This window comes from Thiobacillus thiophilus (assembly GCF_055378705.1).
On the sequence record NZ_AP042404.1, the window covers coordinates 2244949 to 2269503 of the forward strand.

General features: G+C 61.9%; 25 protein-coding genes. 11 read left to right on the plus strand and 14 right to left on the minus strand.

The window, feature by feature from the left end; translation table 11 throughout:
• Positions 1–9: 9 nt before the first annotated feature.
• Together ACZ41T_RS11010 and metH are read right to left on the minus strand one after the other, a co-directional pair.
• Positions 10–1356 carry a Fic family protein gene (locus ACZ41T_RS11010; RefSeq protein WP_464921438.1) on the minus strand — a complete coding sequence of 449 codons (1347 nt, stop codon included), beginning with the start codon at positions 1354–1356 and terminating at the stop codon, positions 10–12.
• 111 nt (positions 1357–1467) lie between these two features.
• Positions 1468–5151, minus strand: coding sequence for a methionine synthase (metH, locus tag ACZ41T_RS11015; protein WP_464921439.1), 3684 nt, complete (start codon positions 5149–5151; stop codon positions 1468–1470).
• A gap of 98 nt (positions 5152–5249) precedes the next feature.
• On the opposite strand from metH, the gene ACZ41T_RS11020 reads away from it, so the two are divergent.
• From ACZ41T_RS11020 to ACZ41T_RS11030, 3 genes are all read left to right on the plus strand, one after another.
• Positions 5250–5636, plus strand: coding sequence for a rhodanese-like domain-containing protein (locus ACZ41T_RS11020; protein ID WP_464921440.1), 387 nt, complete (start codon positions 5250–5252; stop codon positions 5634–5636).
• A gap of 132 nt (positions 5637–5768) precedes the next feature.
• On the plus strand, positions 5769–6086 hold the full coding sequence (locus ACZ41T_RS11025; protein ID WP_464921441.1) for a hypothetical protein: 318 nt from the start codon (positions 5769–5771) through the stop codon (positions 6084–6086).
• A 73-nt stretch (positions 6087–6159) separates the two neighbouring features.
• Positions 6160–7956, plus strand: coding sequence for an ABC transporter transmembrane domain-containing protein (locus ACZ41T_RS11030; RefSeq protein WP_464921442.1), 1797 nt, complete (start codon positions 6160–6162; stop codon positions 7954–7956).
• Positions 7957–8162: 206 nt separating this feature from the next.
• Here ACZ41T_RS11030 and ACZ41T_RS11035 read toward each other — a convergent pair whose 3' ends face one another.
• The 9 genes from ACZ41T_RS11035 to ACZ41T_RS11075 all read right to left on the minus strand — a co-directional run bounded on the left by ACZ41T_RS11035 (position 8163) and on the right by ACZ41T_RS11075 (position 14573).
• Complete coding sequence (locus tag ACZ41T_RS11035; RefSeq protein WP_464921443.1) at positions 8163–9032, minus strand: putative bifunctional diguanylate cyclase/phosphodiesterase; 870 nt, start codon at positions 9030–9032, stop codon at positions 8163–8165.
• Positions 9033–9189: 157 nt separating this feature from the next.
• Positions 9190–9690 (minus strand): DsrE family protein, encoded by a 501-nt coding sequence (locus ACZ41T_RS11040; protein WP_464921444.1) that lies wholly within the window; start codon positions 9688–9690, stop codon positions 9190–9192.
• 26 nt (positions 9691–9716) lie between these two features.
• Positions 9717–9947: a hypothetical protein gene (locus ACZ41T_RS11045; RefSeq protein WP_464921445.1), complete on the minus strand. Its 231-nt coding sequence runs from the start codon at positions 9945–9947 to the stop codon at positions 9717–9719.
• Positions 9928–10167, minus strand: a complete 240-nt coding sequence (locus ACZ41T_RS11050; protein ID WP_464921446.1) for a sulfurtransferase TusA family protein — start codon at positions 10165–10167, stop codon at positions 9928–9930. Before ACZ41T_RS11050 ends, ACZ41T_RS11045 begins: the two co-directional genes overlap by 20 nt.
• 11 nt (positions 10168–10178) lie before the next feature.
• Positions 10179–10622, minus strand: a complete 444-nt coding sequence (locus tag ACZ41T_RS11055) for a DsrE family protein (RefSeq protein ID WP_464921447.1) — start codon at positions 10620–10622, stop codon at positions 10179–10181.
• Between the two features lie 30 nt (positions 10623–10652).
• Positions 10653–11273 carry a TetR/AcrR family transcriptional regulator gene (locus tag ACZ41T_RS11060; RefSeq protein WP_464921448.1) on the minus strand — a complete coding sequence of 207 codons (621 nt, stop codon included), beginning with the start codon at positions 11271–11273 and terminating at the stop codon, positions 10653–10655.
• Between the two features lie 516 nt (positions 11274–11789).
• Complete coding sequence (locus tag ACZ41T_RS11065) at positions 11790–12821, minus strand: VIT1/CCC1 transporter family protein (protein ID WP_464921449.1); 1032 nt, start codon at positions 12819–12821, stop codon at positions 11790–11792.
• Positions 12818–14308 carry a YifB family Mg chelatase-like AAA ATPase gene (locus ACZ41T_RS11070; protein WP_464921450.1) on the minus strand — a complete coding sequence of 497 codons (1491 nt, stop codon included), beginning with the start codon at positions 14306–14308 and terminating at the stop codon, positions 12818–12820. The genes ACZ41T_RS11065 and ACZ41T_RS11070 overlap by 4 nt, the downstream gene beginning before the upstream one ends.
• Before the next feature lie 4 nt (positions 14309–14312).
• Complete coding sequence (locus tag ACZ41T_RS11075) at positions 14313–14573, minus strand: accessory factor UbiK family protein (protein ID WP_464921451.1); 261 nt, start codon at positions 14571–14573, stop codon at positions 14313–14315.
• A 244-nt stretch (positions 14574–14817) separates the two neighbouring features.
• On the opposite strand from ACZ41T_RS11075, the gene ACZ41T_RS11080 reads away from it, so the two are divergent.
• The 3 genes from ACZ41T_RS11080 to ACZ41T_RS11090 are packed head-to-tail and all read left to right on the plus strand — an operon-like array spanning position 14818 to position 17286.
• Positions 14818–15507, plus strand: coding sequence for a TorF family putative porin (locus ACZ41T_RS11080; protein ID WP_464921452.1), 690 nt, complete (start codon positions 14818–14820; stop codon positions 15505–15507).
• A gap of 55 nt (positions 15508–15562) precedes the next feature.
• Entirely contained in the window at positions 15563–15901 is a 339-nt protein-coding gene (glnK, locus tag ACZ41T_RS11085; protein ID WP_464921453.1) for a P-II family nitrogen regulator, read from the plus strand.
• Positions 15902–15912: 11 nt separating this feature from the next.
• Positions 15913–17286 carry an ammonium transporter gene (locus tag ACZ41T_RS11090; RefSeq protein ID WP_464921454.1) on the plus strand — a complete coding sequence of 458 codons (1374 nt, stop codon included), beginning with the start codon at positions 15913–15915 and terminating at the stop codon, positions 17284–17286.
• Positions 17287–17335: 49 nt separating this feature from the next.
• Here ACZ41T_RS11090 and xth read toward each other — a convergent pair whose 3' ends face one another.
• The 3 genes from xth to ACZ41T_RS11105 form a co-directional block, all read right to left on the minus strand.
• Positions 17336–18112: an exodeoxyribonuclease III gene (xth, locus tag ACZ41T_RS11095; protein WP_464921455.1), complete on the minus strand. Its 777-nt coding sequence runs from the start codon at positions 18110–18112 to the stop codon at positions 17336–17338.
• Positions 18113–18211: 99 nt separating this feature from the next.
• On the minus strand, positions 18212–18736 hold the full coding sequence (locus ACZ41T_RS11100) for a glutaredoxin family protein (RefSeq protein ID WP_464921456.1): 525 nt from the start codon (positions 18734–18736) through the stop codon (positions 18212–18214).
• A 219-nt stretch (positions 18737–18955) separates the two neighbouring features.
• Entirely contained in the window at positions 18956–21013 is a 2058-nt protein-coding gene (locus ACZ41T_RS11105; protein ID WP_464921457.1) for a M3 family metallopeptidase, read from the minus strand.
• A gap of 105 nt (positions 21014–21118) precedes the next feature.
• On the opposite strand from ACZ41T_RS11105, the gene ACZ41T_RS11110 reads away from it, so the two are divergent.
• Genes ACZ41T_RS11110 through ACZ41T_RS11130 form a run of 5 tightly spaced genes read left to right on the plus strand, consistent with a single transcriptional unit; the run spans position 21119 to position 24555 of the window.
• Positions 21119–21655 (plus strand): gamma carbonic anhydrase family protein, encoded by a 537-nt coding sequence (locus ACZ41T_RS11110; protein ID WP_464921458.1) that lies wholly within the window; start codon positions 21119–21121, stop codon positions 21653–21655.
• A gap of 28 nt (positions 21656–21683) precedes the next feature.
• Positions 21684–22178: a peroxiredoxin family protein gene (locus tag ACZ41T_RS11115; RefSeq protein WP_464921459.1), complete on the plus strand. Its 495-nt coding sequence runs from the start codon at positions 21684–21686 to the stop codon at positions 22176–22178.
• Positions 22175–22405: a hypothetical protein gene (locus ACZ41T_RS11120; protein WP_464921460.1), complete on the plus strand. Its 231-nt coding sequence runs from the start codon at positions 22175–22177 to the stop codon at positions 22403–22405. The genes ACZ41T_RS11115 and ACZ41T_RS11120 overlap by 4 nt, the downstream gene beginning before the upstream one ends.
• Before the next feature lie 22 nt (positions 22406–22427).
• The gene (gene ettA, locus ACZ41T_RS11125) at positions 22428–24092 is read left to right on the plus strand and encodes an energy-dependent translational throttle protein EttA (protein ID WP_464921461.1); all 1665 of its coding nucleotides are present in this window, start codon (positions 22428–22430) and stop codon (positions 24090–24092) included.
• Between the two features lie 16 nt (positions 24093–24108).
• Complete coding sequence (locus ACZ41T_RS11130) at positions 24109–24555, plus strand: NanQ anomerase/TabA/YiaL family protein (protein WP_464921462.1); 447 nt, start codon at positions 24109–24111, stop codon at positions 24553–24555.

The following is a 24555-nucleotide window of genomic DNA, read 5'->3' on the forward strand; positions in this document are numbered from 1 at the left end:
AACGTACGGTTATACGGCATCAAGCTTTTGGCGAATGTCAGGTGCTGGATAAAAGATTTTTTTGCGCCCCCCATGGGCGGATTCGTTTAACAAGCCTGAGGCTGCGAGACTCAATAGGTCGGCGCGCGCCGTTGCATAAGCAACCTGATGGGAACGCTGATGGCTCTCTATGGTGAAATATTCATCAGGGCGCTTGAGGGCATGGGCGAGCAATGCGGTCTGACGATGATTCAATTGCTTTTCGTACGTTTGAAGTGTTCTGAGTTTTGAATGTAATTGAGCTTGCTCTTGTTGCTTTTGCTGTAAATATTGGTGCAACGCGGACAATCCGCTGAGGATGACTTCCGTCTGATGCAGGAGGAAATAAGTTGTGTCACCAGAGTCGGTTTCAGTTAACAAATAAGCGCGTGCATACTGCGCGGGAGCTTTTCGCAGTATGCGAGAGATGGACAGATACTCAATCAACCAGTATCCCTGCTTGGCCATATACCAATAAAACAGTGCGCGACCTGTCCGACCGTTTCCGTCTGCGAATGGGTGGTCGTACCCCACCATGAAATGAAGCAGGATCGCGCGCACGATCGGATGTACGAACGTGTCATCGGCGACGGATTCATTGGCAAAATCGCATAGGATTTTGAGCCGCTTTGGCAACTCGCTGTGAGGGGGGGGGCGATGCAGGACCAGTCTGTCGTTGTTTGGTGCCACGATTTCAATATCGTCGCTTGTCCGTAGTCGCCCGCAGTCCTCGGGACGTTCCATCGTGCCCTCGGTCAACACCCGCTGCAACTCGATCACATGCTCCGGTTCGAGGGTGTCTCCACAGATCTCGCGGATGCGCTGCATGGCCTCGAAATTGTTGAAAATCATCCGCTCGCTCAGCGTGCTGGGTTTGCGCCCTTCACGCAGCATCGCTTCGGCAACGCGGCGGGTCGTGGATGCGCCCTCCAGTTGGCTGGAAGTGATTGCTTCCTCAATTAGGCTGCTGAACAGGTAGCGCCCTTGGTCGGAGTGCAGGGTGGCATTGCCCTCTCCGCCTGGAACCAGCCCCGCGCCGCGATCAATTTCGTGCAGGTTTTTCAACAAGGGCTCGGGTAGCGAGTAGGTGAAGGCTTTCCCTTGTTTGTCATGAAATGGCAGGGTATGCGCACTGACGCTGCGGGCTAGGCTGAGTGCTAGCCACCATATCTTGTGGCTCAGCCCGTTAGGTGGGGTGCGGTGGCGCAAATCATCCCAGTGTAGATACCGCCCATTTGCCAAGGGCCCCAGCCTAAGTTGGGCGAGCTGTGGCAGAGTTTCAGCATTTGTTTCCTGAATCAACTCCTTCAGCGGTGGGGGCGAGAGTGGAATTTTCATTTTTCACTATCAAATTGATATTGATTGATAGTGAAATGATAGAGCATTAACTATCAATTTGATATTTATTGATAGTTTATTGATAGCCGTGACTGGCCGATCCAGGGTGGCTTATGGCTGGTAAGCCAGGTTCGGCGCCAGCCAGCGCTCCGCCTCCGCCAGCGTCCAGCCCTTGCGCTGGGCGTAGTCTTCGACCTGGTCGCGCTCGATCTTGGCCACGGCGAAGTACTGGCTGTCGGGGTGCGACAGGTGGAAGCCCGACACCGCGGCGCCCGGCCACATGGCGAAGTTTTCGGTCAGCACCACACCGATCTGGTTCGTCGCGTCGAGCACCTCGAACAGCGCGGCTTTTTCGCTGTGCTCGGGGCAGGCGGGGTAGCCGGGCGCGGGGCGGATGCCCTGGTATTTTTCCGCAACCAACTCGTCATTGCTGAGCGCCTCCTCGCTGGCATAGCCCCAGAATTCGCGGCGTACCCGCAGGTGCAGGTGCTCGGCGAAGGCTTCGGCCAACCGGTCACATAGCGACTTGAACAGGATCGCGGAGTAGTCGTCGTGCGCGGCCTTGAAGGCGAGGGCGCGCTCGTCCTCGCCGATGCCGGCGGTGACGACGAAGGCACCCAGATAGTCTTTCAGCCCGCTCGCCTTGGGCGCGACGAAGTCGGCGAGGCACAGGTTGGCGCGGCCCTCCGGCTTTTTCATCTGCTGGCGCAGGTTGTGCCAGGTTATCAACACGCTGGAACGCGATTCGTCGGTATAGACCTCGATGTCGTCGTCGTTGACCGTGTTGGCGGGAAACAGGCCGAACACCGCGCGCGCTTCAACCCAGTTTTCCGCGATCATCTGCTGCAGCATTGTCCGGGCGTCGTTATAGAGCTGGGTCGCCTCGACGCCGACCACCTCGTCGTCGAGGATTTTCGGGAACTTGCCGTGCAGTTCCCACGATGAGAAAAACGGCGTCCAGTCGATTATTTCGACCAGTTTCGCCAGGTCGTAGGCTTTCAGTACGTGGACGCCGGGCTGTATCGGTGCCGGCGGCGTGTAGCGGGCCCAGTCGATCTTGAACTTGTTGGCGCGCGCCTCGGCAAGGGACAGGCGAACGGTGTCCGATTTGTGCTTGAGGCGGCGTTCGCGCGTAACGGCATAGTCCGCGCGGATCTCGGCGGCGAAGGCGTCGCGCAGGTCGTTCGACAGCAACTGGGTGCAGACGCCGACCGCACGCGAGGCGTCCTTCACGTGCACCACCGGGTGTTCGTAGTTCGGTTCGATCTTCACCGCGGTGTGTGCCATCGAGGTGGTGGCGCCGCCGATCAGCAGCGGAATGGTAAAGCCCTGGCGCTGCATTTCGCGGGCGACATGCCCCATTTCCTCAAGCGAAGGCGTGATGAGGCCGGACAGGCCGATGATGTCGGCCTTGTGCTCGCGCGCGGCGTCGAGAATCTTCTGCGCCGGCACCATCACCCCCAGGTCGACGATGTCATAGCCGTTGCAGCCCAGCACCACGCCGACGATGTTCTTGCCGATGTCGTGGACGTCGCCCTTCACCGTGGCCATCACGATCTTGCCCGCGCTCTGTGCGTCGCCGGCCTGCTTGTCGGCCTCGATGAAGGGCAGCAGGTGCGCCACCGCCTGCTTCATCACGCGGGCGGATTTCACCACCTGCGGCAGGAACATCTTGCCGGCGCCGAAGAGGTCGCCGACCACGTTCATGCCGGCCATCAGCGGCCCTTCGATCACGTGCAGCGGGCGCACGGATTCGATGCGCGCAGCCTCGGTGTCCTCGACGATGTACTGGGTGATGCCGCGCACCAGCGCATGACTCAGCCGCTCGTTCACCGGCAGGCTGCGCCAGGCCAGGTCCTCGACTTTTTCCTTTGCCCCGCCCTTGACGTTCTCGGCAAAGCTCACCAGCCGCTCGGTCGAATCGGCCCGGCGGTTTAGCAGCACGTCCTCGACGCGCTCCTTCAACTCGGGATCGAGCGCCTCGTAAACGCCTAGCTGGCCGGCGTTGACGATGCCCATATCCATTCCGGCCCGGACCACGTGGTAGAGGAAGGCGGTGTGGATCGCCTCGCGCACCGCGTCGTTGCCGCGGAACGAGAAGCTGACGTTCGACACCCCGCCCGAAATGTGCGCGTGCGGCAGGTTCTGGCGGATCCAGCGGGTGGCTTCAATAAAATCAACGGCGTAGTTGGCGTGCTCCTCGATGCCGGTGGCGACCGCGAAGATGTTGGGGTCGAAAATGATGTCCTCGGCGGGGAAGCCGACCGTTTCGGTCAAGAGCTTGTAGGCGCGGGCGCAGATTTCGGTCTTGCGCGCATAGGTGTCGGCCTGGCCGGTTTCGTCGAAGGCCATCACGATTACCGCCGCGCCGTAGCGCAGGCACAGTTTCGCGCGCTCGATGAACTCGGCCTCGCCTTCCTTCATCGAGATGGAATTGACGACGCCCTTGCCCTGGATGCACTTCAGACCGGCCTCGATCACGTTCCACTTCGACGAGTCGAGCATGATCGGCACCCGTGAAATATCGGGTTCCGAGGCGATCAGAAGCAGAAAGCGCACCATCGCCGCCTCGGCGTCGAGCATGCCCTCGTCCATGTTGATGTCGATGATCTGCGCGCCATTTTCAACCTGCTGGCGCGCCACCGACAGGGCGTCGTCGTAGCGGCCTTCAAGGATCATCCGGGCAAAGGCCTTGGAGCCGGTGACGTTGGTGCGCTCACCGACGTTGACGAAGAGCGAGTCCTTGCCGACGTTGAACGGCTCCAGCCCGGACAGGCGCATCGCCGGTTCCAGCACCGGCGGCACGCGCGGCGTGACGCCTTCGACCGCCTTGGCGATGGCAGCGATGTGCGCCGGCGAAGTGCCGCAACAACCGCCGACGATGTTCAAGAGCCCCGAGCGCGCCCATTCGCCGATGTGGGTCGCCATCTCGTCGCCGCCCATGTCGTATTCGCCGAAGGCATTCGGCAGGCCGGCGTTGGGGTGGGCCGAGACGAACACATCGGCCTTGTTGGAGAGTTCCTCGACGTACTGACGCAGCAGATCCGGGCCGAGCGCGCAGTTGAGGCCGATGGACAGCGGCCGGGCGTGGCGCACCGAATTCCAGAACGCCTCGCCTGTCTGGCCGGAGAGCGTGCGGCCGGAGGCGTCGGTGATGGTGCCGGAAATCATCACCGGCAGTCGTAGGTTGTTGGCCTCGAAGTATTCCTCGATGGCGAACAGCGCCGCCTTGGCGTTGAGCGTATCGAAAATCGTCTCGACCATCAGGATGTCGGCTCCGCCCTTCACCAGGCCGTCGATCGCTTCCAGATAGGCCACGCGCAGCTGGTCGAAGGTGACGTTGCGGAACCCGGGGTCGTTGACCTTGGGCGAAAGGGTGGCGGTGCGCGAGGTCGGTCCGAGCACGCCGGCGACGAAGCGCGGCTTGGCCGGGTTCGCTGCGGTCGCTTCATCCGCCGCCTCGCGCGCCAGCCGCGCGGCGGCGAAGTTCAGCTCCGGCACCAGGTGCTCCATGTGGTAGTCCGCCATGGAAATCGACGTCGCGTTGAAGCTGTTGGTCTCCAGGATGTCGGCGCCCGCGGCCAGGTACTCGGCGTGGATTTTCTTGATGACGTGCGGCTGCGTCAGGCACAACAGGTCGTTGTTGCCCTTCACATCGTACGCAAAGTCAGCAAAACGTTCGCCGCGGTAATCGACCTCGCCGAGCGTGCAGGACTGGATCATCGTCCCCATCGCACCGTCGAGAACCAGAATGCGCTGGGCGAGCAGGGAATTCAGCAGAGCGGCGCGGGACATGGTAATGATTCGGCTGGGCAATAGCGCATTATATTCGAATGGCGTAAGGCTCGCCGGCGGTGCTATGGTGCAGATATCGAGTCCAGCCGGTGATTGCCATGAAACATCTCGAACCCGCCGAAGCCCATGCCTTCCTGCAGTCGCACCCCGAAGCGGTTTTCATCGACTGCCGCTCGGAAATCGAATACCTGTTCGTCGGCCATCCCACCGGGGCGATCCATGTCGCCTGGCAGGACGGCCCCGACTGGGACGTCAACCCCGATTTTCTAGGCCATTCGCGCAAGGCAGCTTCGGTCAACCGACCGGTGGTGCTGATCTGCCGCTCGGGGCGGCGCTCGGTCGAGGCCGGGCGTTACCTCGAAAAATACGGATTCCCCGAGGTCTACAACGTGCTGCATGGATTCGAGGGCGACATGGACGAAGCGCGTCACCGCTGCACGAAGAACGGCTGGCGGTTTGACGGCTTGCCGTGGGAGCAGACTTGAGGGGCGCGCGCGGAAAAGAGAATCTTTAAGTTCAGGGCACTCCTTATTTCCTTTGGCTCTTTCACCGTTATTTGTTGGTGTTGGCCGGCGCCGTAGGGTGCACTCTGTGCACCGATTGACTATGGCGTCGGCATGGATGGCCTCTGGGACCGCTTGATTCTGATCTACTTCGTAGTATGCGGTGTGAGCCGCCTTGCCCGCTACAACATCACCGCCGAAACTCTGGCGCAAGGCAGCGACAAGGTGAAGTATTTCGAGGGTACGCCTATCCCCAGCCCACTCATTCTCGTCATCGTTATTGCCATCGCCGCCGGCTACGGTGCCATCGGTGATCAGCTTTGGTTTGGGATGATCCACATCGGTCCATGGCAACTCCCCCCGCTCGTGTTGATGTTCGCGGTTTCCGGCTCGTTGATGATCAGCCGGCCCCTGCATATTCCGAAACGCTGAGGTTTTTGCTGTCCCGATTCAAGTCGCCTGGCAGGCTGCCATGAGAACGCCTCGCGATGAACGATAATCTGGAATGGCTACCGTCACCCCAACCCAATCAGCAAGCCCGCGATCTCTTTCGGTATTAACCGATCTGTGGCCGTTTCTGCGGCCCTACCGGGCACGAGTCGCAGTGGCCTTTATCCTGTTGAGCCTGGGTTCCGCTACCATCCTGCTGGTGCCGCTGGCGTTTCGCGACCTCATCGATTTCGGCTTCGGCGACCGGGAACAGGCCGGTGCTGGCCTGCTTGGTGCGTTGAGTCTGAACGGACATTTCATCGTCCTGTTCGGCATGGCGAGCTTCTGGGCGCTTGCCGTATCGACACGCTATTACACCGTGTCGTGGGTGGGCGAACGGGTAACGGCAGATCTGCGCAGCGCCGTCTATGCGCGCGTATTGGCGCAGTCGCCACAATTTTTCGAAACCTTGCAGACGGGCGAAGTGCTGTCCCGGCTGACCGGCGACACCACCCTGATCCAGACCGTGGTCGGCAGTTCCATTTCGATGGGCTTGCGCAGCCTGTTCCAGTTCGTCGGCGGCATGATCATGCTGGCGGTAACCAGTCTCCATCTGTTCTCCCTGAACCTGGGCCTGATGGCCTTGCTGACCCTGCCCATCCTCGCCATCGGTCGCAAGGTCAGAAAGCTGTCGCGCGAATCCCAGGACAAGATCGCCGACGCCTCGGCATTGGCGGGTGAAATCCTCAACGCGATGCCCACCGTACAGGCCTATACGCAGGAACAGCAGGAATCCCGGCGATTTACCGAACGCACCGAAACGAGTTTCGTCACCGCAATCCGGCGCACGCGTGTGCGCGCCGCGCTGACTGCACTGATCATCACCGCCGTGATGGGAACGATCATCTTCGTTCTGTGGATCGGCGCACGTCAAGTGCACGAAGGCACCCTGACCGGAGGCCAGCTGGCCTCCTTCGTTCTTTATGCAGCGCTGGTGGCCGGCGCGGTCGGAACCATGGCGGAAGTGTGGGGCGACGTGATGCGCGCTGCCGGTGCCACCGAACGCCTGCTCGATTTGCTGCACGCCGAATCGACCATCCTTGAGACACCCCGCCCGCAGCCGCCGGCGCATCCGGCGCAGGCCGCGATCAGCTTCGAACACGTCAGCTTCAGCTATCCCGCCCGGCCGCAAACGCGCGCGCTGGACGACATCAGCCTGGAAATTGCAGCGGGCGAGAGCATCGCGCTGGTCGGGCCGTCCGGTGCCGGCAAGACCACCCTGTTCCAGCTCCTGCTGCGCTATTACGACGTATCGGATGGCAGCATCCGGCTCAACGGACAGGACATCCGTCAATTAAGCCTGCACGATCTTCGCAAAGGCATCGCCATCGTGCCGCAGGATCCGGTGATCTTTTCGGCCAGCGCCCTCGATAACATCCGGTACGGTCGTCCCGCGGCGAGCGATGAAGAAGTCGTGCAGGCGTCGCGGGCCGCGCAGGCCGACGAGTTTATCGAGCGTCTGCCCGAGGCGTATCGGACCTTTCTCGGCGAACGCGGCACCCGCCTGTCCGGAGGACAGCGCCAGCGAATTGCAATTGCGCGCGCCATCCTGAAAGGCTCGCCCCTGCTGCTGCTCGACGAAGCCACCAGTGCCCTTGACGCGGAATCTGAAATCCTCGTGCAGCAAGGGCTCAACGCCGCCATGCAGGGACGTACCACGCTGATCATCGCCCACCGTCTGGCGACGGTGCAACAAGTCGACCGTATCGTTGTACTGGAAGAAGGACGGATCGTGGAAACCGGCACCCCGGAGAATCTGCGCAATCAGGGCGGTCTCTACGCGCGGCTTGCAGCGCTGCAATTACAGTATTGACTGGTAGGGGGTGTGTTGCCGCGGATACGCGACAGGAAGAAGTTGGTGACAACCGGACGTTGGTAATGGTCGCTAATGTGGTCCGGTGTTCGGCCGAAGCAGTCACTGGAGATATGAGCCGACAATTTCCGCTATGGATTCAGGTGCAGACCTTTGACTAATGATGCTGACCGTTAGTTTTGTGTCCAAAGGCGTCATACAACCGCTTAAAAGCAAGCATTCAGACTTCCCCCGTCCAGGCTCAAATTCGCTTCAAAAAGCTCCTCGAACTTATGCAGCGGCAGCGGGCGTCCAAACAGATATCCTTGATAGGCGTTGCAGCCCAGGCGGGCAAGAAAGTCTCTCTGCGCGTCGATTTCCACTCCCTCAGCGATGACCGCCAGCCATAGGCTATCGGCCAGGGCAATGACCAACCGGGCAATGGCCGCATCGTTGGAGTCGATCAGGATGTTCCTGACAAAACTGCGATCGATTTTCAGTAGATCCAGGGGCAGCCGTTTCAGGTAGGAAAGCGACGAATAGCCGGCGCCAAAGCCATCCAGTGCGAAACCTACACCGCGCGCCTTCAGCGCATTCATTTTTGCGATGCTGGTTTCCACATTGGACACCAGCAGGCTCTCGGTCAGTTCCAGCTTGAGTCGGCGCGGATTCACGCCGGTACTGTCAATCACCCTCAGCACCTGGTCCACAAAGTTGGTCTGGTGGAACTGGTTGGCACTGACATTCACCGACAGCGTGAGATGGGCCGTGTCTAGTTGGTTGGCCCATTGCGCCAACTGGGCACAGGCCATTTCCAGTACCCAGTGGCCCAGTGGCAGGATCAATCCGGTTTCCTCGGCCAAGGGGATGAATTCGTCTGGCAACATCAGGCCGCGCTGCGGGTGCTGCCAGCGCACCAGTACCTCAGCGCCGGTCAGACGGCCCTCGCCGACCACCTGGGCTTGGTAGTAAAGGGCGAACTGCTGTTGCCTCAGCGCCTCGCGAAGATCGGCCTCCAGCGCCGCACGGTCGGTCACCCGGGCATGTGTCTTGGGATCAAAGAAATGCATTGCGTCCCCGCCCTTTGATTTGTACATGGCGAGGTCTGCCTGTTTAAACAGTTCATCAATACGGCCAGCCGCGTCCGGCCAAAACCACGCACGCGAAAGCCTACGCGGACCGAATCTGAAAAACGGCCCCCGTCTAATGCGCTTTGCATGACCCGGTGCACGCTGCCGGCCATTGCCCAGGCAATCAGAATAAAGGAACGAGCTTGTAGCCTTGTGTCTGCCATCCAATCAGCGAAATGAAACCATCGCCTACCAGCGTGAGGCCAGGCAGGACGGTGTCATTGGGCACCTTGTATACCCGGGTGGCAATGGTGCAGACTTCCTGCCGGACACCAAGTTGATGCAGCGCCTTTACCTGCGAGGCAATCGCCGTGAGGGCATCGCCATGTTCCAGTTCCAGGTCATCATCCGGCTTGCTGCTGAGAAATCGCACGGTCGGCCCGATGTAGACGATCACGAAATCCGGTTTGACGCCCTGCCGGGTCAGCCCGGTATGGGTGCCCCTGATGATCTCCAGGTAGAAAGCAGTTTTCTTCGGGTCGCTGAAGTCGATCAGAAAAACACCCTTGCCTTCCTTCACGCCCTGCAATGCGGCGGCGTCGTTGATCGGGGTAGTGGCCGCCTGCGCAGAGAGCAGCGGGGCGAACACCAGCATGCAAAGAATCAATAGGCGTTGGAAGGTCATGTTCAGTCTCCGGAAGGAATGCAGGTTCATGGCTTGGAATGAGTGATAGAAGCGTTCAAGGCGCCCAGATCGACCAGGCTGCAACTGGTCTTGCGTGTTGCCTGACAGCCCGCGTCGCCGGGAGTGTGCTCGAACGAACATGCGCGCTGCTGAAGCATGGCCCAATCTTCAGCGGCATAACTCTGCACGGGAAGATTGGGCGGGTAATACACGCAGCCGAAGCACAGTTCGTGCGGTTCAGCGGTCTTTTCGTACACGGTAGTGCAGCACTCCGCTTTCTTCAGTCATCGACAGCAGGGTCTGGCCGGTGCGTTCGCACCAGGACGGAATATCCTTCTGGGTTCCGGTGTCGGTGGCGATGATTTCCAGGATGTCGCCCAGGCCCAGTGCCTTCATGGCCTTGTTGGTTTCCACAATGGGCATCGGGCAACATTTGCCGGACGTATCGAGGGTCGAGGTTGCGGTAATGTCACTCATGACAGTTCTCCTTAAAAGTATTGGCAGTGATCAGCCTTGGCGGCTTTATCGTTGAGAAACCAGGACGCGCCGACGATGCCTTCCGCTTCCGGAATCAAATTGCCTTCGTTCACGCCGAAGATGGCACCGGCCAGGCTGCAGGCATAAAAATTCACGCATCCTGATGCTTTCAGGGCCTTGAGAATTTCGTAGATGTCATTTGGCAAGCCCGCCTTGGCCACGTTTTCACGCACCATTGCTTCGTCTGCGGCATGCCGCCCGTCCATGCACAAGCTTGCGGCGCCTTCGACGGTAAGCGCCTTGACTGCCCAGTTCACAAACAGAATGTCGACCTGGGTTTGCTCCGCAGACGCCAGGTAGGCAAAAACGAGTGGCGTGAGTATCTTGTCGTACGAATCGTCACGTATCATGATAGCTAGGGATTTCATGTTAACTCTCCTTGAATGAACGTTCATTCGAAATGAACGCAAAAAAACGACCCGGAATCAGGCCGCAACGCCTCGCCACGCACATTCCCATACAGCATCCAGCCTGTCGGGGAGCGGCTCGGCAAGTACACCATCAAGACGCGCAGTAATCAGCCGGATCGCGCCCCCGAAGAGGCACGATGTGGCAACCATCACATCCATGCGACGAATTTCTCCGTTATCCATGCCTTCCTGGGCAAACGCCCGCATGGTTTCAAACGGCTTGGACGAGCACACCGGGCGCTCGTCTGGCAGGAACTCGCGATGCTTAGCGTACAGCATGAAATCCATGGCCTCGCGATTCGACTCGGTCAATTCAAACAGCATCGCCATGACGGCCCGGCAGCGGTCATGTGCCGTTGCGTGCGTTTGGGCAATGTCGGCCAGCGTCTGCTGCAAACGTTCCACCAGGCCCAGATAAAGCGCACGGGCCACGTCTTCCTTGTCCTTGAAATGGTGATAGATCGAGCCCACGCTGACCTGCGCAGCGCGCGCCATATCAGGAACGGAAGTGCTGAAGTAACCGCGCTGCGTGAAAAGCTGCAGCGCAGCGGCAATGATCCGCTCATTGATTTGCCCGGGTTGTACGTTGGCGGGGGGACGAGCCATTGCGCGATCCAATATCGAATGAATGTTCATTCAATATAGCAGCATACTTAGTTCATCCGCAACCCACCAAAGAAAACACATGTGATTCACATTGCAGTGATCCAGCTTGGATGTCCACATTACTGCGCGCCAAACCAACAAATCGAATGCAATCATCATTGACCCTACAGGCCAACGGCCAAACCCTCATAAATCATGGTCCAGAATCGGCACGGGAAAGCTTGGCAAAATACTCGAATTGGAAGCCTGCTTTCGCTGCATTGGTGCTAGCCGAGCAGCAGTCGATGAATGACAGCAACAGATCGATAGGGTGAGTAGCGTTTATTGGTAAGCAGCCGTTGCGAATTATCGATGCTGAATTTTCGTTGCCAAAGGTCGAACGGCAGCTATGCGAATTCGAGCAGTCACCCAAGTAGCAATCCCCCAATGACTGTTCAGGCCGACAAGCCGACCCTTGGTGTAGTCAGCCTGAATAACTGCAACGCGTTGAGAACAGTCGGCCGCAATTGCCGAAAACCAACATTGATCAGAATTTCTGCTTAAATCTCAGCCCAGCGAAACCCCCAGCCAGGCGCCGATGAAATAAGTCGCCAATCCGGCGGCGCCTCCGATCGCCAGCATCCGCAGCCCGCTCAGGAGAGCATGGCGGCCGGTGAACAGGCTCATGCTGGCGCCGACGGCAAATAGGCCTGCGGCAGTAAGCGCGATGGATGCAGTCAGGGCGTGGTCGTGGCTCAGAAGGAAGGGCAGCAGTGGCAACGCCGCGCCCACAGTAAACGCCGTAAACGACGAGGTGGCCGCCACCCACGGCGAGCCGAGTTCGTCCGGGTTAAGGCCGAGTTCCTCGCGCGCCAGGGTGTCGAGTGCGCGCTCGGGATCCTGCATCAGGGTGGTAGCCACCCGCCGCGCCTCGTCCATTGGCATGCCCTTGGCAGCGTAAATCAGCGCCAGTTCGGCCGCTTCTTCCTCCGGGTACTCCTCCAGTTCGTCGCGTTCCAGGCCAATCTGGTACTCGAACATTTCGCGCTGTGAGCGTACCGAGACATATTCGCCCGCTGCCATCGAGAACGCCCCCGCCAGCAATCCGGCCACGCCGGTCAGCACGATAATGCCCGGCTCCGGCGCGGCGCCGGCCACGCCATAAATCAGCGCGGCATTCGACACCAGGCCGTCGTTGACGCCGAACACGGCGGCGCGCAGGGCATTGCCGGCACTGCCGCTCTGGTGGCGTTTGCCGAAGTCGTCGAGACGGGTCGGCATGGCATGGGGCGGATTTTTGGTGTAGATCGCCATGCCGCGCACTTTCATCGCCGCCAGGATGCCGCGCATGGCGCGTGGCTTGAAAATGCGGGTGAGGGTGGCCACCACGCGGGTTCGCAGTTCGGGGTGGAACGCGGTCGGCGCCTGCCCCCCTTTCTTCACGATGATGGCCAGCCAGAGCTCGGCCTGTTCGTCGGCAGCCTGCGCCAGTTCCTTGAACAATGCTGCGCGCGGGGTGCCGCGTTCGCATTCGGCCACCACGCGATAGAGCCAGGCGGAACGTTTCTCTTCCCGCCAGGATTCGTAGGGGTCGCTCATGTCGCCTGCCTCCGGTATTGAATCGCCTCGGCCAGGTGGGTCGTGCTGATGGTGTCGCAGCCCGCCAGGTCAGCCACGCTGCGTGCCAGTTTGAGCACGCGGTGGTAGGCGCGCGCAGACAGGTTCAGCCGGACAATCGCCTGTTTCAGCAGGGCTTCGCTGGCTGCGTCCAGGGTGCAGTGGTGGTCGATTTCCTGGGTGCCGAGCGCGGCGTTGGGTTTGCCCTGGCGCGCCATCTGGCGCTCGCGCGCGGCTTGCACGCGTGTGCGGATGGCGGCGCTGGCCTCGCCCGCGCCGGCTTGCATCAGCTCGTCCTGCGTCAATGCGGGCACGCTGATCTGGATGTCGATGCGGTCGAGCAGCGGCCCGGAAATACGTCCGCGATAACGGCTGATCTGGTCCGGCGTGTCGCGGCACGCCTGGGTGGGGTGGCCGAGGTAGCCGCAGGGGCAGGGATTCATCGCCGCCACCAGCTGGAAGCGCGCCGGAAAATCGGCCTGCCGCGCCGCGCGCGAAATCGTGATGCGGCCGGTCTCCAGCGGTTCGCGCAGCACTTCCAGCACCTGTCGCGAGAACTCGGGCAACTCGTCGAGAAACAGCACGCCGTGGTGCGCCAGCGAAATCTCGCCTGGACGCGGATTGCCGCCGCCGCCGACCAGCGCCACCGCGGAAGCGGTGTGGTGCGGCGCACGAAACGGGCGCCGCTTCCAGTGTTCGAAGCGAAAGCCGCCGTTGAGCGATTGCACCGCGGCGGCTTCCAGCGCTTCGTCCTCGCTCATCGCCGGCAGGATGCCGGGAAAGCGCGCGGCCAGCATCGACTTGCCGGTGCCGGGCGGGCCTGCCATCAACACGGAATGATTGCCGGCGGCGGCGACTTCGAGCGCGCGCTTGGTGGCGGCCTGGCCCTTGACGTCGGCGAAATCGGGGTAAGCCGGCGCGGCGGGTGTGGGGTCGGATTCGGGTTCGAGCAGGGAACCCTGGCCGGCCAGCCATGCGCACACTTCCAGCAGGCTGGTCGCGCCGCGCGTCTCGACCCCGCTGGCGAGTGCCGCTTCGCCGGCCGATGCAGCGGGCAGTACCAGCAGCCTGTCCGCCTTGCGGGTGGCCAGCGCCATCGCCAGCGCGCCGCGCACCGGGCGCAGCTCGCCGGTCAGCGCCAGTTCGCCGGCGAATTCGGCGTGCTTGAACTTGTCGGCGGGAATCTGTCCGGAGGCGGCGAGGATCGCCAGCGCGATCGGCAGGTCGAAACGCCCGGATTCCTTGGGCAGGTCGGCCGGCGCGAGGTTGACCGTGATGCGCCGCGCCGGGAATTCATAGCGCGCATTCTGGATCGCCGCGCGCACGCGGTCGCGCGCTTCCTTCACCTCGGTTTCGGGCAGCCCCACCAGGGTGAACGCCGGCAGGCCGTTGGCCAGATGCGCCTCGACCACCACCTCGGGCGCGTCCATGCCGTTCAACGCCCGGCTTTTGACGACGGCGACGGCCACCGGATCAGTCTTCGAGCTGCTGCTTTTCCAGCTCGGACAGGCGCGCTTCCAGCTGCATGAGTTTTTCGCGGGTGCGCGCCAGCACTTCGGTCTGCACGTCGAATTCCTCCCGGCTCACCATATCCAGCTTGCCAAGCATCGAGGTCACCCCGGCCTTGAGATTCTTTTCGATGTCCTTCGCGGGCGACTGCTTCAACGCCTCGCCCAGTTTGTTGACCAGATCGTTGATGAAAGCGGGATTGGGGAATTTCGGATTCGGGTTCATGGAGGCCTCCTGTTAATGGGCGGAGTGTAGCAAGCACCGGGTGTATGGCGTACTGGCACTCGTTTGCAGCGCACGGCACAAAGAGGGTGCATGACGATTTCATGACGCACCACGAAAGTGCAGTCTATGCCCGTGTGAGCAGATTGGTAATTACAACATATTGTTTTTTAATGAGAAATTATCTGGCACGGCTTGTGCTGAACGAAAAGTGCAAATTTGCGCGACTTCATCCACGGAGAAACTCATGAAAAAACTTGTACACGCTTTGGTTCTGACCGGTCTGGTCGGCGTGCCCACTTTTGCAATGGCAGCTGAAGAATCGCCGCACAGTCTCAGCGGCAATCTGGGCTTTTTTTCTGACTATGCTTTCCGTGGCGTTTCCCAGACCGATGAGGACCCCGCCATCCAGGGGGGCTTCGATTATGCCCACGCCAGCGGGTTCTACCTGGGGACCTGGGGTTCCAATGTCGATTTTGGCGACGCCAACATGGAATGGGACGTTTATGGCGGCTACCGCGGCAAGATCACCGGTGACCTCGGTTTCGACGTCGGCCTGCTCCAGTATTTCTACCCCGACCTGTCCGATGCAGACACGCTCGAGGCCTATGCCGGCCTGACCTACAAGTGGTTCGGGCTGAAGGCCTCCTACAGCGCCACGGATTACTTCGGCGCTGCCGATTCCGATGGCACGGTCTACTGGGATGCCAGCTTCAATTATGAGTTGCCCGCTGCCGTCATGCTCGGTCTTCACTATGGCTACACCACCGGCGAAGGGGCCCAGGATGGCTATGCGGATTACAAGCTCAGCCTGGCCAAGGAATTCGGCGGCTTCAACGTCGGCTTGGCCTATGTGGCCACTGACGATGACGGTGAGGACCTCTATGGCAAATTTGCCGACGACCGTTTCATTGTTTCCGTCGGCAAGTCTTTCTGAGTCCGTTTAACCGGGGCGGCCAGGCCGCCTCCCTTTCCAATCTTGGGAGATAGGCATGAAATTCGTAACGGCAATCATCAAGCCATTCAAGCTGGACGAAGTGCGCGAGGCGTTGTCCGCCATCGGTATCACCGGCTTGACGGTCACGGAAGTGAAGGGGTTTGGGCGGCAGAAGGGCCACACCGAGCTGTATCGCGGCGCGGAGTACGTGGTCGATTTCCTGCCCAAGGTGAAGATCGAAGTGGCCATCAAGGCCGAGCTGCTGGAGCGCGTGATCGAGGCGATCGAGAAAGCGGCCAACACCGGCAAGATCGGCGACGGCAAGATTTTTGTCATCAGCCTGGAACAGGTCATGCGCATCCGCACCGGCGAAACCGGCCCCGACGCCCTTTGAGGAGCATGAACATGAAAACCTTATTTGCTTCGCTGGGCCTGTTGTTTGCCTTGTTGTCTCCCGGCCTGGCGCTGGCGCAGGACGTGGTCGAGCCCGTGGTGGAAGCGGTGTCCGAAATGGCTGCCGCCGCCGCCGCCGCCGCGCCGGTGCCGGACAAGGGCGACACCGCCTGGATGATGCTCTCCACCCTGCTGGTGATCCTGATGATCATCCCCGGCGTGGCGCTGTTCTACGGTGGTCTGGTGCGCGCCAAGAACATGCTGTCGGTGCTGACCCAGGTGATGGCCATCTTCTGCCTGATCTCGCTCCTGTGGGCGGTGTACGGCTACTCGCTGGCGTTCGGCGACGGCGGCGGCCTCAACTGGGCGATCGGCGATCTGTCGAAGCTGTTCCTCGCCGGCATCACCGTGGACAGCACGGCGGCGACCTTCACCGACGGTGTGGTGATTCCGGAACTGGTGTTCGTCGCGTTCCAGCTGACCTTTGCCGCCATCACCGTTGCGCTGATCGTCGGCGGCTTGGCCGAACGGGTGAAGTTCTCCGCGCTGATGGTGTTCGGCGCGCTGTGGTTCACTTTCTCCTATCTGCCGATCACGCACATGGTGTGGGCAAGCGGCGGTTATCTGTTTGAACACGGCGCGCTGGACTTCGCGGGCGGCACCGTGGTGCACATCAACGCCGGCATCGCCGCGCTGGTGGGCGCCATCGTGCTGGGCAAGCGCATCGGCTACGGCCGCGACGCGATGCCGCCGCACAGCCTGCCGCTGACCATGATCGGCGCCTCGCTGCTGTGGGTGGGCTGGTTCGGCTTCAATGCCGGCTCCAACCTCGAAGCCACCGGCGGCGCGGCGCTCGCCTTCCTCAATACCATCCTTGCCACCGCGGCGGCGGGCATGGCCTGGATGCTGGCCGAGTGGATGCTGCGCGGCAAGCCTTCCATGCTGGGCCTCGCGTCCGGCGTGGTTGCTGGGCTGGTAGCGGTGACCCCGGCAGCCGGCCTGGTCGGCCCGATGGGCGCGATCGTCCTTGGCGCGATTGCCGGCGTGGTCTGCCTGTGGGGTGTGACCGGCCTGAAAAAGATGCTCGGCTACGACGACTCGCTCGACGTCTTCGGTATCCACGGTATCGGCGGCATCATCGGCGCCATCGGCACCGGCATCTTCGTCGCGCCGGCTCTGGGTGGCGTCGGGGTCGACGACTACACAATGGGCGGGCAGGTGTTGACGCAGGCCACCGGCGTACTCATCACCATCGCCTGGTCGGGCGTGGTCAGCCTGGTGCTGTTCAAGCTGATCGACATGACCATGGGCCTGCGCGTCAGTGAAGAACAGGAACGTGAAGGTCTGGATACCGCCAGCCACGGCGAGCGGGCCTACAACCTCTGATCCATCCTTTCTCCGAAGGAAGCTGGGGCGCTCTATGGGCGCCCCTTTTTTAATCCGTGGCCAAATCTAATTCCGCCAGCACCGGCGCGTGATCCGACGGCCGCTCCAGTTTGCGCATGTCGCGGTCGATGCTGGCGGCGGTGCAGACGGCGGCGAGCGGTTCGGAAAGCAGGATGTGGTCGATACGCATGCCGTGGTTGCGGCGGAAGCCCATCATCCGGTAGTCCCACCAGCTGTAGCTTTTTTCCGGCTGCTCGAATAGCCGGAAGCTGTCTTTCAGGCCCAGCGCCAACACGTTGCGGAAGCGCTCGCGTTCGGGTTCCGACACCAGCACGCTGCCCTTCCACGCCTCGGGATCGTGCACGTCGCGGTCTTCCGGGGCGACGTTGTAGTCGCCGAGCACGGCGAGCTTGGGGTGGCGTGCCAGTTCGTCCTTCAGCCAGGCGGCGAGGGCGTCGAACCAGGCGAGCTTGTAGGGGTACTTGTCGGAATCGAGGCTCTGGCCGTTGGGGCAATACACGCACACCAGCCGCACGCCGTCGACGGTGGCGGCGATGACCCGCTTTTGCTCGTCCTCCAGCCCCGGGATGCCGACCTGCACGTCGAGCAGTTCGCTGCGGCTGACGATGGCGACGCCGTTATAGGTTTTCTGGCCGGCGAAGGCGACGCGGTAGCCGGCCGCTTCCAGCTCGGCGACCGGGAAGTTTTCATCGGTAAGTTTGGTTTCCTGCAGGCACACCGCGTCGGGCTGGCGGGTGGCGAGAAAATCCAGCAGCTGGGGCAGGCGGACCTTGAGGGAGTTGACGTTCCAGGCGGCGATTTTCATGCTGCCGAGTGTAGCGCATACGATTCCACATGGGCTTTAGCCCATAGTGGATCGGAGTTCTTTAGAGCAATAGGGCAGCGGCGTTGGGCGGCGCGATCTTCAGGGGGCGGCTGGCGCCGGGGCCACGGCGGTTTGCGGCGCCGGCTTGCGGCCGGGCGGGGCGGATTTGGGATAACCGGCGCGATCCAGCATGGCTTGCCACTGGCCGGTTTCAAAGCCGTCGATCTTGTCGCTGCCGACCACCAGCACCGGTACGCTCGAACGCCCGGTGAGCTTTTGCAGTTCGGCCTGGGCGCTGGGATTGGCTTGCGGGTCCTTGTTGCTGAAGGGCACGCCGCGCTCGGTGAGAAGTTGCCGCGCCTGGTCGCAGGGCGCGCCGCACGCGCTGGCGTAGAGGGTGATGGGGAATTTCTCGCGTGCGGTTTTGAGTGCGTAGGAATCGCCGATCTCGATGACGTTGCCCTTGAACGATTTTTGCTGGGCGTTGTGGATGCTGGGCGGCGGCGGCTGGTCGCTGTATACCGTGCGGCCCTGCGCATCCTTCCACTGGTACAGCTGGGCGGCGGCAAGCGACGCGCTTGCTATCGTCAGGCAGACTGCCATCAAGAGGGTTCCTGCTTTCATGCCATGCTCCCGAAAAACGTGATCCCTCTTTTAACGGCCACCGTGGGGTGAAGCTTTACCCGCAAGGGACAGGCCGTGGTTGTACCCGCAAGGGGTAGGCCGAAGTTGTAAAGACGACAGGTCGTCAACAACTTCGCACTAAAGCCGCTGAAGCCCCAAAGGACTCCGATCCACTATGGGCTGAAGCCCATGTGGAATCGTATGCGGCAACAACCACGCTCATGCCATGCCGTTGTGTCGCAACAGGGCGTCGATGGTCGGTTCGCGGCCGCGGAAGGCCTTGAACGATTCGAGTGCCGGGCGCGCGCCGCCCTGGGCGAGGATTTCGCTCCAGAAGTGGCGGCCGACTTCGGGGTTGAGCACGCCGCCGTAGCCTTCGGCCTCGTCCTCGAACAGCGCGTAGGCGTCGGCGGACAGCACTTCCGCCCACTTGTAGCTGTAGTAGCCAGCCGCGTAGCCGCCGGCGAAGATGTGCGAGAAGTTGTTGGGGAAGCGGCTCCAGGCCGGCGGAATGATGACCGCGACTTTCTTCCGGATGTCGTCGATCAGGTCCTGCGCGGTGCGGGGGCCGTTGGGGTCGAAGTCATCGTGCAGGTGCATGTCGAAGCTGGCGAACTCGATCTGGCGCAGCGTCTGCAGGCCGGCCTGGAAGTTCTTCGCCGCCAGCATCTTGTCGAACAGCGCGCGCGGCAGCGGCTCGCCGGTGTCGACGTGCGCGGTCATGTGCTTCAGCACGTCCCATTCCCAGCAGAAGTTTTCCATGAACTGGCTCGGCAGTTCGACCGCGTCCCACTCGACGCCGTTGATGCCGGAGACACCGAGCTCCTCGATTTGGGTGAGCAGGTGGTGCAGGCCGTGGCCGGCCTCGTGAAACAGGGTGATGACCTCGTCGTGGGTGAAGAGGGCAGGCTTGCCGCCCACCGGCCCGGAGAAGTTGCAGTTGAGATAGGCCACCGGCGTCTGGATGCCGTCGCTCGTTTTGCGGCGGGTGATGACGTCGTCCATCCAGGCGCCGCCGCGCTTGGAGGCGCGCGCGTAGAGGTCGAGGTAGAACTGGCCGATGCGCTGGCCGGTGTGGTCGGAAAGCGTGTAGAACCTGACGTCGGAGTGCCACACCGGCGCGCTGTCCTCGCGCACGTGCAGGCCGTAGAGCGTCTCGATCAGTTTGAACAGGCCCGCCAGCACGCGCGGCTCGGGGAAGTACTGCTTCACTTCCTGATCGGAAAAGCTGTAGCGGGCGATGCTGAGCTTTTCCGCCGCGTAGGGGGTGTCCCACGCCTGCAGGTCGCTCAACCCGATCTCGTCGCGGGCGAAGGCCTTCAGCTCGGCATAGTCCTTTTCGGCGTAGGGGCGCGCGCGGGCGCCGAGTTCGTCGAGGAACTTCAGCACCTCGGCCGGGGTGTCGGCCATCTTGGCTGCCAGCGAAACCTCGGCGTAGCTTTTGAAATCGAGCAGCTCGGCCGCCTCGCGCCGCAGTTTGAGAATGCTGCCGATCAGCGGCGTGTTGTCGAGCTCGGGCTTGCCGAATTCGGAAGCGCGGGTGACGTAGGCGCGGTAGGCCGTTTCGCGCAGTTCGCGGTTGTCGGCGTACTGCATCACCGGCAGGTAGGACGGCATGTGCAGGGTGATCTTGAAGCCGGTCTTGCCGTCGGCCTCGGCGGCGGCTTGCATCATCGCCCGCACGTCGTCCGGCACGCCGGCCAGCTCGCCCGCATCGTCTATATAGAGTGCGAAGTCGTTGGTGGCGTCGAGGATGTTCTCCTCGAACTTGGCGGAGAGCTGCGCCAGCGCTTCCTGCACCTGCATGAAGCGCGCCTTCTTGTCGGCCGGCAGTTCGGCGCCGCCGAGGCGGAAGTCGCGCAGCTCGTTCTCCACGATCTTCTTGCGCGGCGCGGACAGCGCGGCGTAGCCAGGGCTCGCCTTCAAGGCCTTGAACTTGGCGAACAGTGCCTCGTTCTGCCCCAGTTCGGCGTAGTAGACAGTGATTTTCGGCAGGTTTTCATTGTAGACCTCGCGCAGCTCGGGCGAATCCATCACCGAATGCAGGTGCGACACCTGGCCCCAGGCGCGGCCCAGCTTTTCGTTGGCATCTTCGAGCGGGGCGACGAAGGCGTCCCACTCGGCCGGGGTGTCGGCGGCTTCGGCGCGTGTCACGGCAGCGCGGGCGTCGGCCAGCAGCTGGTCGATGGCGGGGGTGACGTATTCGGGCTTGAATTCGGCGAAACGCGGCAGACCGGAAAAGTCGAGCAGGGGATTGATTCCCATCGGGGTATTCATGGCAAATCTTTCAAAAGAGGACGCGGAAAATGCGGAGGAAAAGCGACAACGCTCAACGATTATAATTTGAGCCCGGCTTTGCTGCGTTTCAACCACAAGATAACCATGGCTATAGACCCCATCGCCCCCTACCGGGGTGTCCATCCGCAACTTGCCGCCGGCGCCTGGGTGCATCCGCGTGCCACGGTCATCGGCGAGGTCAGCTTCGGTCGCGACGCCTCGGTGTGGCCGGGCGCGGTGATCCGCGGCGACGTCAACGCGGTTGCCATCGGCGAAGCGAGCAACATCCAGGACAACAGCGTGCTGCACGTGTCGCACAAGACGCCGGCCAACCCAAAGGGCGGGCCGCTCGTCATCGGCGCGCGCGTCACCGTCGGCCATAGCGTCATCCTGCATGCCTGCACCATCGAGGACGAATGCCTGATCGGAATGGGCTCGATCATTCTCGACCGTGCGGTGATCCAAAAACATGTCTTGCTGGGCGCCGGCTCGTTGGTGCCGGAAGGCAGGACCCTCGAATCCGGCCATCTGTATCTGGGCCGTCCCGCCAAGCTGGTGCGTGCGTTGACCGAGGAAGAAATCGCCTACTTCAATTATTCTGCCGAGCATTATGTCGCGCTGGCGCGGTCGTACGCATCGTAGACACAAGATCCAAGGTGCGAGGAAAACCGTGAAAATCACTAAATCGCTGCTCATTGCCGTGGCCATACTCGCCCTTGTGGGCGCGCTGGCCTACGCTCTGACGGACAAGCCCGGTGCGCCGGCGGCCACCTTCACCACGCTGGAAGGCAAGCCCATCGCCCTCGATGAACTGCGCGGCAACGTGGTGCTGGTCAATTTCTGGGCGACCTCCTGCCCCGGTTGCATCAAGGAAATGCCGGGCATGGTGGAAACCTACAACCAATACAAGGACCGTGGCTTTGAGATCGTTGCGGTGGCGATGCACTACGATCCACCCAATTACGTGGCCAATTTCGTGCGGACGCGACAGCTGCCGTTTCCGGTTGCGCTCGATGTCGACGGCGAACACGCGCGCGCCTTCGGCAACGTGCAGCTCACCCCCACCAGCTTCATCATCGGCAAGGACGGCCGCATCCTCGAACAAAAGCTGGGCGAGCTCGATTTCGTCAAACTGAAGGCGCTGCTGGACAAGGAATTGTCTTGATCAAGGTTTTTTCCGTGGCCGCCTTGCTGCTGGTGCTGGGCGCCTGTGGCACGTCCCTGCCTGTCGCCGGTAAGCTCGCGCCGGCCGGACCGCCCCCGCCACCGATGTCCGGCGATACCATCGTCTGTCCGGCCGACGTCAAACAGTGTCCCGACGGCAGCTACGTCAGCCGCAATCCGGGCAACGGCTGCATATTCGACCCGTGCCCCGGCGCACGTATTCAATAAACTTTTTTCTGGGTTTTTATTCATGGCGCAATACGTTTACTCCCTCAACCGTGTCGGCAAGATCGTGCCGCCCAAGCGGCAGATCCTGAAGGACATTTCGCTCAGCTTTTTCCCCGGCGCCAAGATCGGTCTTCTGGGTCAGAACGGCTCCGGCAAGTCCTCGCTGATCCGCATCATGGCGGGGGTGGACCGTGACTTCGAGGGTGAGGCGATCCCGATGTCGGGTATCCGCATCGGGTATCTGGAACAGGAGCCGCAGCTCGACCCGGCGCACACGGTACGGCAGGCGGTCGAAGCGGGGCTGGGCGAGATCGTCGGGGCCAAGGCCCGGCTCGATGAAATCTACGCCGCCTACGCCGAGCCCGATGCCGACTTCGACGCCCTGGCCGAGGAGCAGGCCAAGTGCGAGGCGATCCTCGCCACCGCCGGCGCCGACCTCGACACGCAGATGGAAATCGCCGCCGATGCGCTGCGCCTGCCGCCGTGGGATGCGGTGGTCGGCAACCTGTCGGGCGGCGAGAAGCGTCGCGTCGCGCTGTGCCAGCTCTTGCTGTCCAACCCCGACATGCTGTTACTGGACGAGCCGACCAACCACCTCGACGCCGAGTCGGTCGACTGGCTGGAGCAGTTCCTGGTGCGCTACCCCGGCACCGTGGTGGCGGTGACGCACGACCGCTACTTCCTCGACAACGCCGCCGAGTGGATTCTCGAACTCGACCGCGGCCACGGCATCCCGTGGAAGGGCAACTACACCAGCTGGCTGGAACAGAAGGAAGCGCGGCTGGAGACCGAATCCAAGCAGGAGCTTGGCCGCATCAAGACGATGAAGCAGGAGCTCGAATGGGTGCGGCAGAACCCCAAGGCGCGCCAGGCCAAATCGAAGGCGCGCCTGGCGCGCTTCGAGGAACTCAACTCGGTCGAATACCAGAAGCGCAACGAGACACAGGAGATCTTCATCCCGGTCGGCGAGCGGCTGGGCGACAAGGTGATCGACTTCCATCACGTGACGAAATCCTTTGGCGACCGCCTGCTGATCGATGACCTGAGTTTTTCGGTGCCGCCCGGCGCCATCGTTGGCATCATCGGCCCCAACGGCGCCGGCAAGTCGACCTTCTTCAAGATGATCACCGGCCAGGAAAAACCGGACAGCGGCGAAGTCGAGATCGGCCAGACAGTGAAGCTTGCCTACGTCGACCAGAGCCGCGATGCGCTGTCAGCCGACAAGACCGTATTCGACGAAGTCGCCGAAGGCCGCGACATTCTCACCGTCGGCCGCTACGAAACGCCGTCGCGCGCCTACCTCGGCCGCTTCAACTTCAAGGGCGGCGACCAGCAGAAGCGCGTCGGCAACCTCTCCGGCGGCGAGCGCGGGCGACTGCACATGGCGAAGACCTTGCTCGCCGGTGGCAACGTGCTGTTGCTCGACGAGCCGTCGAACGACCTCGACGTGGAAACCCTGCGTGCGCTGGAAGACGCGCTGCTGGAATTCGCCGGCTGCGTGCTGGTGATCTCGCACGACCGCTGGTTCCTCGACCGCATCGCTACCCACATCCTCGCCTTCGAGGGTGACTCGCAGGTGGTGTTCTTCCCCGGCAACTATCAGGAATACGAGGCCGACAAGAAAAAGCGTCTCGGCGAGGAAGGCGCCAAGCCGAAGCGCATCCGCTACAAGCCGATCAGCCGGTAATGGAAGTGTTGTCGCGATGATCCTGGCAAGCCTTGCCGAGGCCGACCGCTACGTCGCCTTGCATCCCTTGTTCGCGCGCGCCTTCGCGTTCCTGCGCGGCACCGATTTGAAAACGCTGGAGCCGGGCAAGCACGCGATCCAGGGCGACCAGCTGTTCGCCATCGTCGAGGTCTGCCCGGGCCGCGCGCGGGCGGAGGCGAAACTGGAATGCCACCGCCGCCACATCGACATCCAGCTGGTGCTCGAAGGCGTCGACGAAATGGGATGGAAGCCGCTCGCCGAATGCTTGGACCCGGCGACGGATTACGATGCGGCGCGCGACATCCGGTTTTTCAACGATGCGCCGGCCAGCTGGATTGCTACTCCGCCGGGGTCGTTCTGCCTGTTTTTCCCCGACGACGCGCACGCGCCGCTGGTGAGCGCGGGTACGATCCGCAAGGTGGTGGTGAAGATCGCGGTGTGA

Coding starts and splice junctions, on each gene's coding strand:
- ACZ41T_RS11065 (WP_464921449.1), bottom strand. CDS start 12,821: ATGAGCGACCCCTACGAATCCTGGCGGGAAGAGAAACGTTCCGCCTGG.
- ACZ41T_RS11130 (WP_464921462.1), top strand. CDS start 24,109: ATGATCCTGGCAAGCCTTGCCGAGGCCGACCGCTACGTCGCCTTGCAT.
- ACZ41T_RS11030 (WP_464921442.1), top strand. CDS start 6,160: ATGGCTACCGTCACCCCAACCCAATCAGCAAGCCCGCGATCTCTTTCG.
- ACZ41T_RS11050 (WP_464921446.1), bottom strand. CDS start 10,167: ATGAGTGACATTACCGCAACCTCGACCCTCGATACGTCCGGCAAATGT.
- ACZ41T_RS11025 (WP_464921441.1), top strand. CDS start 5,769: ATGGATGGCCTCTGGGACCGCTTGATTCTGATCTACTTCGTAGTATGC.
- ACZ41T_RS11010 (WP_464921438.1), bottom strand. CDS start 1,356: ATGAAAATTCCACTCTCGCCCCCACCGCTGAAGGAGTTGATTCAGGAA.
- xth (WP_464921455.1), bottom strand. CDS start 18,112: ATGAAAATCGCCGCCTGGAACGTCAACTCCCTCAAGGTCCGCCTGCCC.
- metH (WP_464921439.1), bottom strand. CDS start 5,151: ATGTCCCGCGCCGCTCTGCTGAATTCCCTGCTCGCCCAGCGCATTCTG.
- ACZ41T_RS11110 (WP_464921458.1), top strand. CDS start 21,119: ATGGCTATAGACCCCATCGCCCCCTACCGGGGTGTCCATCCGCAACTT.
- ettA (WP_464921461.1), top strand. CDS start 22,428: ATGGCGCAATACGTTTACTCCCTCAACCGTGTCGGCAAGATCGTGCCG.
- ACZ41T_RS11020 (WP_464921440.1), top strand. CDS start 5,250: ATGAAACATCTCGAACCCGCCGAAGCCCATGCCTTCCTGCAGTCGCAC.
- ACZ41T_RS11075 (WP_464921451.1), bottom strand. CDS start 14,573: ATGAACCCGAATCCGAAATTCCCCAATCCCGCTTTCATCAACGATCTG.
- ACZ41T_RS11080 (WP_464921452.1), top strand. CDS start 14,818: ATGAAAAAACTTGTACACGCTTTGGTTCTGACCGGTCTGGTCGGCGTG.
- ACZ41T_RS11105 (WP_464921457.1), bottom strand. CDS start 21,013: ATGAATACCCCGATGGGAATCAATCCCCTGCTCGACTTTTCCGGTCTG.
- ACZ41T_RS11040 (WP_464921444.1), bottom strand. CDS start 9,690: ATGACCTTCCAACGCCTATTGATTCTTTGCATGCTGGTGTTCGCCCCG.
- ACZ41T_RS11060 (WP_464921448.1), bottom strand. CDS start 11,273: ATGAACATTCATTCGATATTGGATCGCGCAATGGCTCGTCCCCCCGCC.
- ACZ41T_RS11090 (WP_464921454.1), top strand. CDS start 15,913: ATGAAAACCTTATTTGCTTCGCTGGGCCTGTTGTTTGCCTTGTTGTCT.
- ACZ41T_RS11055 (WP_464921447.1), bottom strand. CDS start 10,622: ATGAACGTTCATTCAAGGAGAGTTAACATGAAATCCCTAGCTATCATG.
- ACZ41T_RS11035 (WP_464921443.1), bottom strand. CDS start 9,032: ATGTACAAATCAAAGGGCGGGGACGCAATGCATTTCTTTGATCCCAAG.
- glnK (WP_464921453.1), top strand. CDS start 15,563: ATGAAATTCGTAACGGCAATCATCAAGCCATTCAAGCTGGACGAAGTG.
- ACZ41T_RS11100 (WP_464921456.1), bottom strand. CDS start 18,736: ATGAAAGCAGGAACCCTCTTGATGGCAGTCTGCCTGACGATAGCAAGC.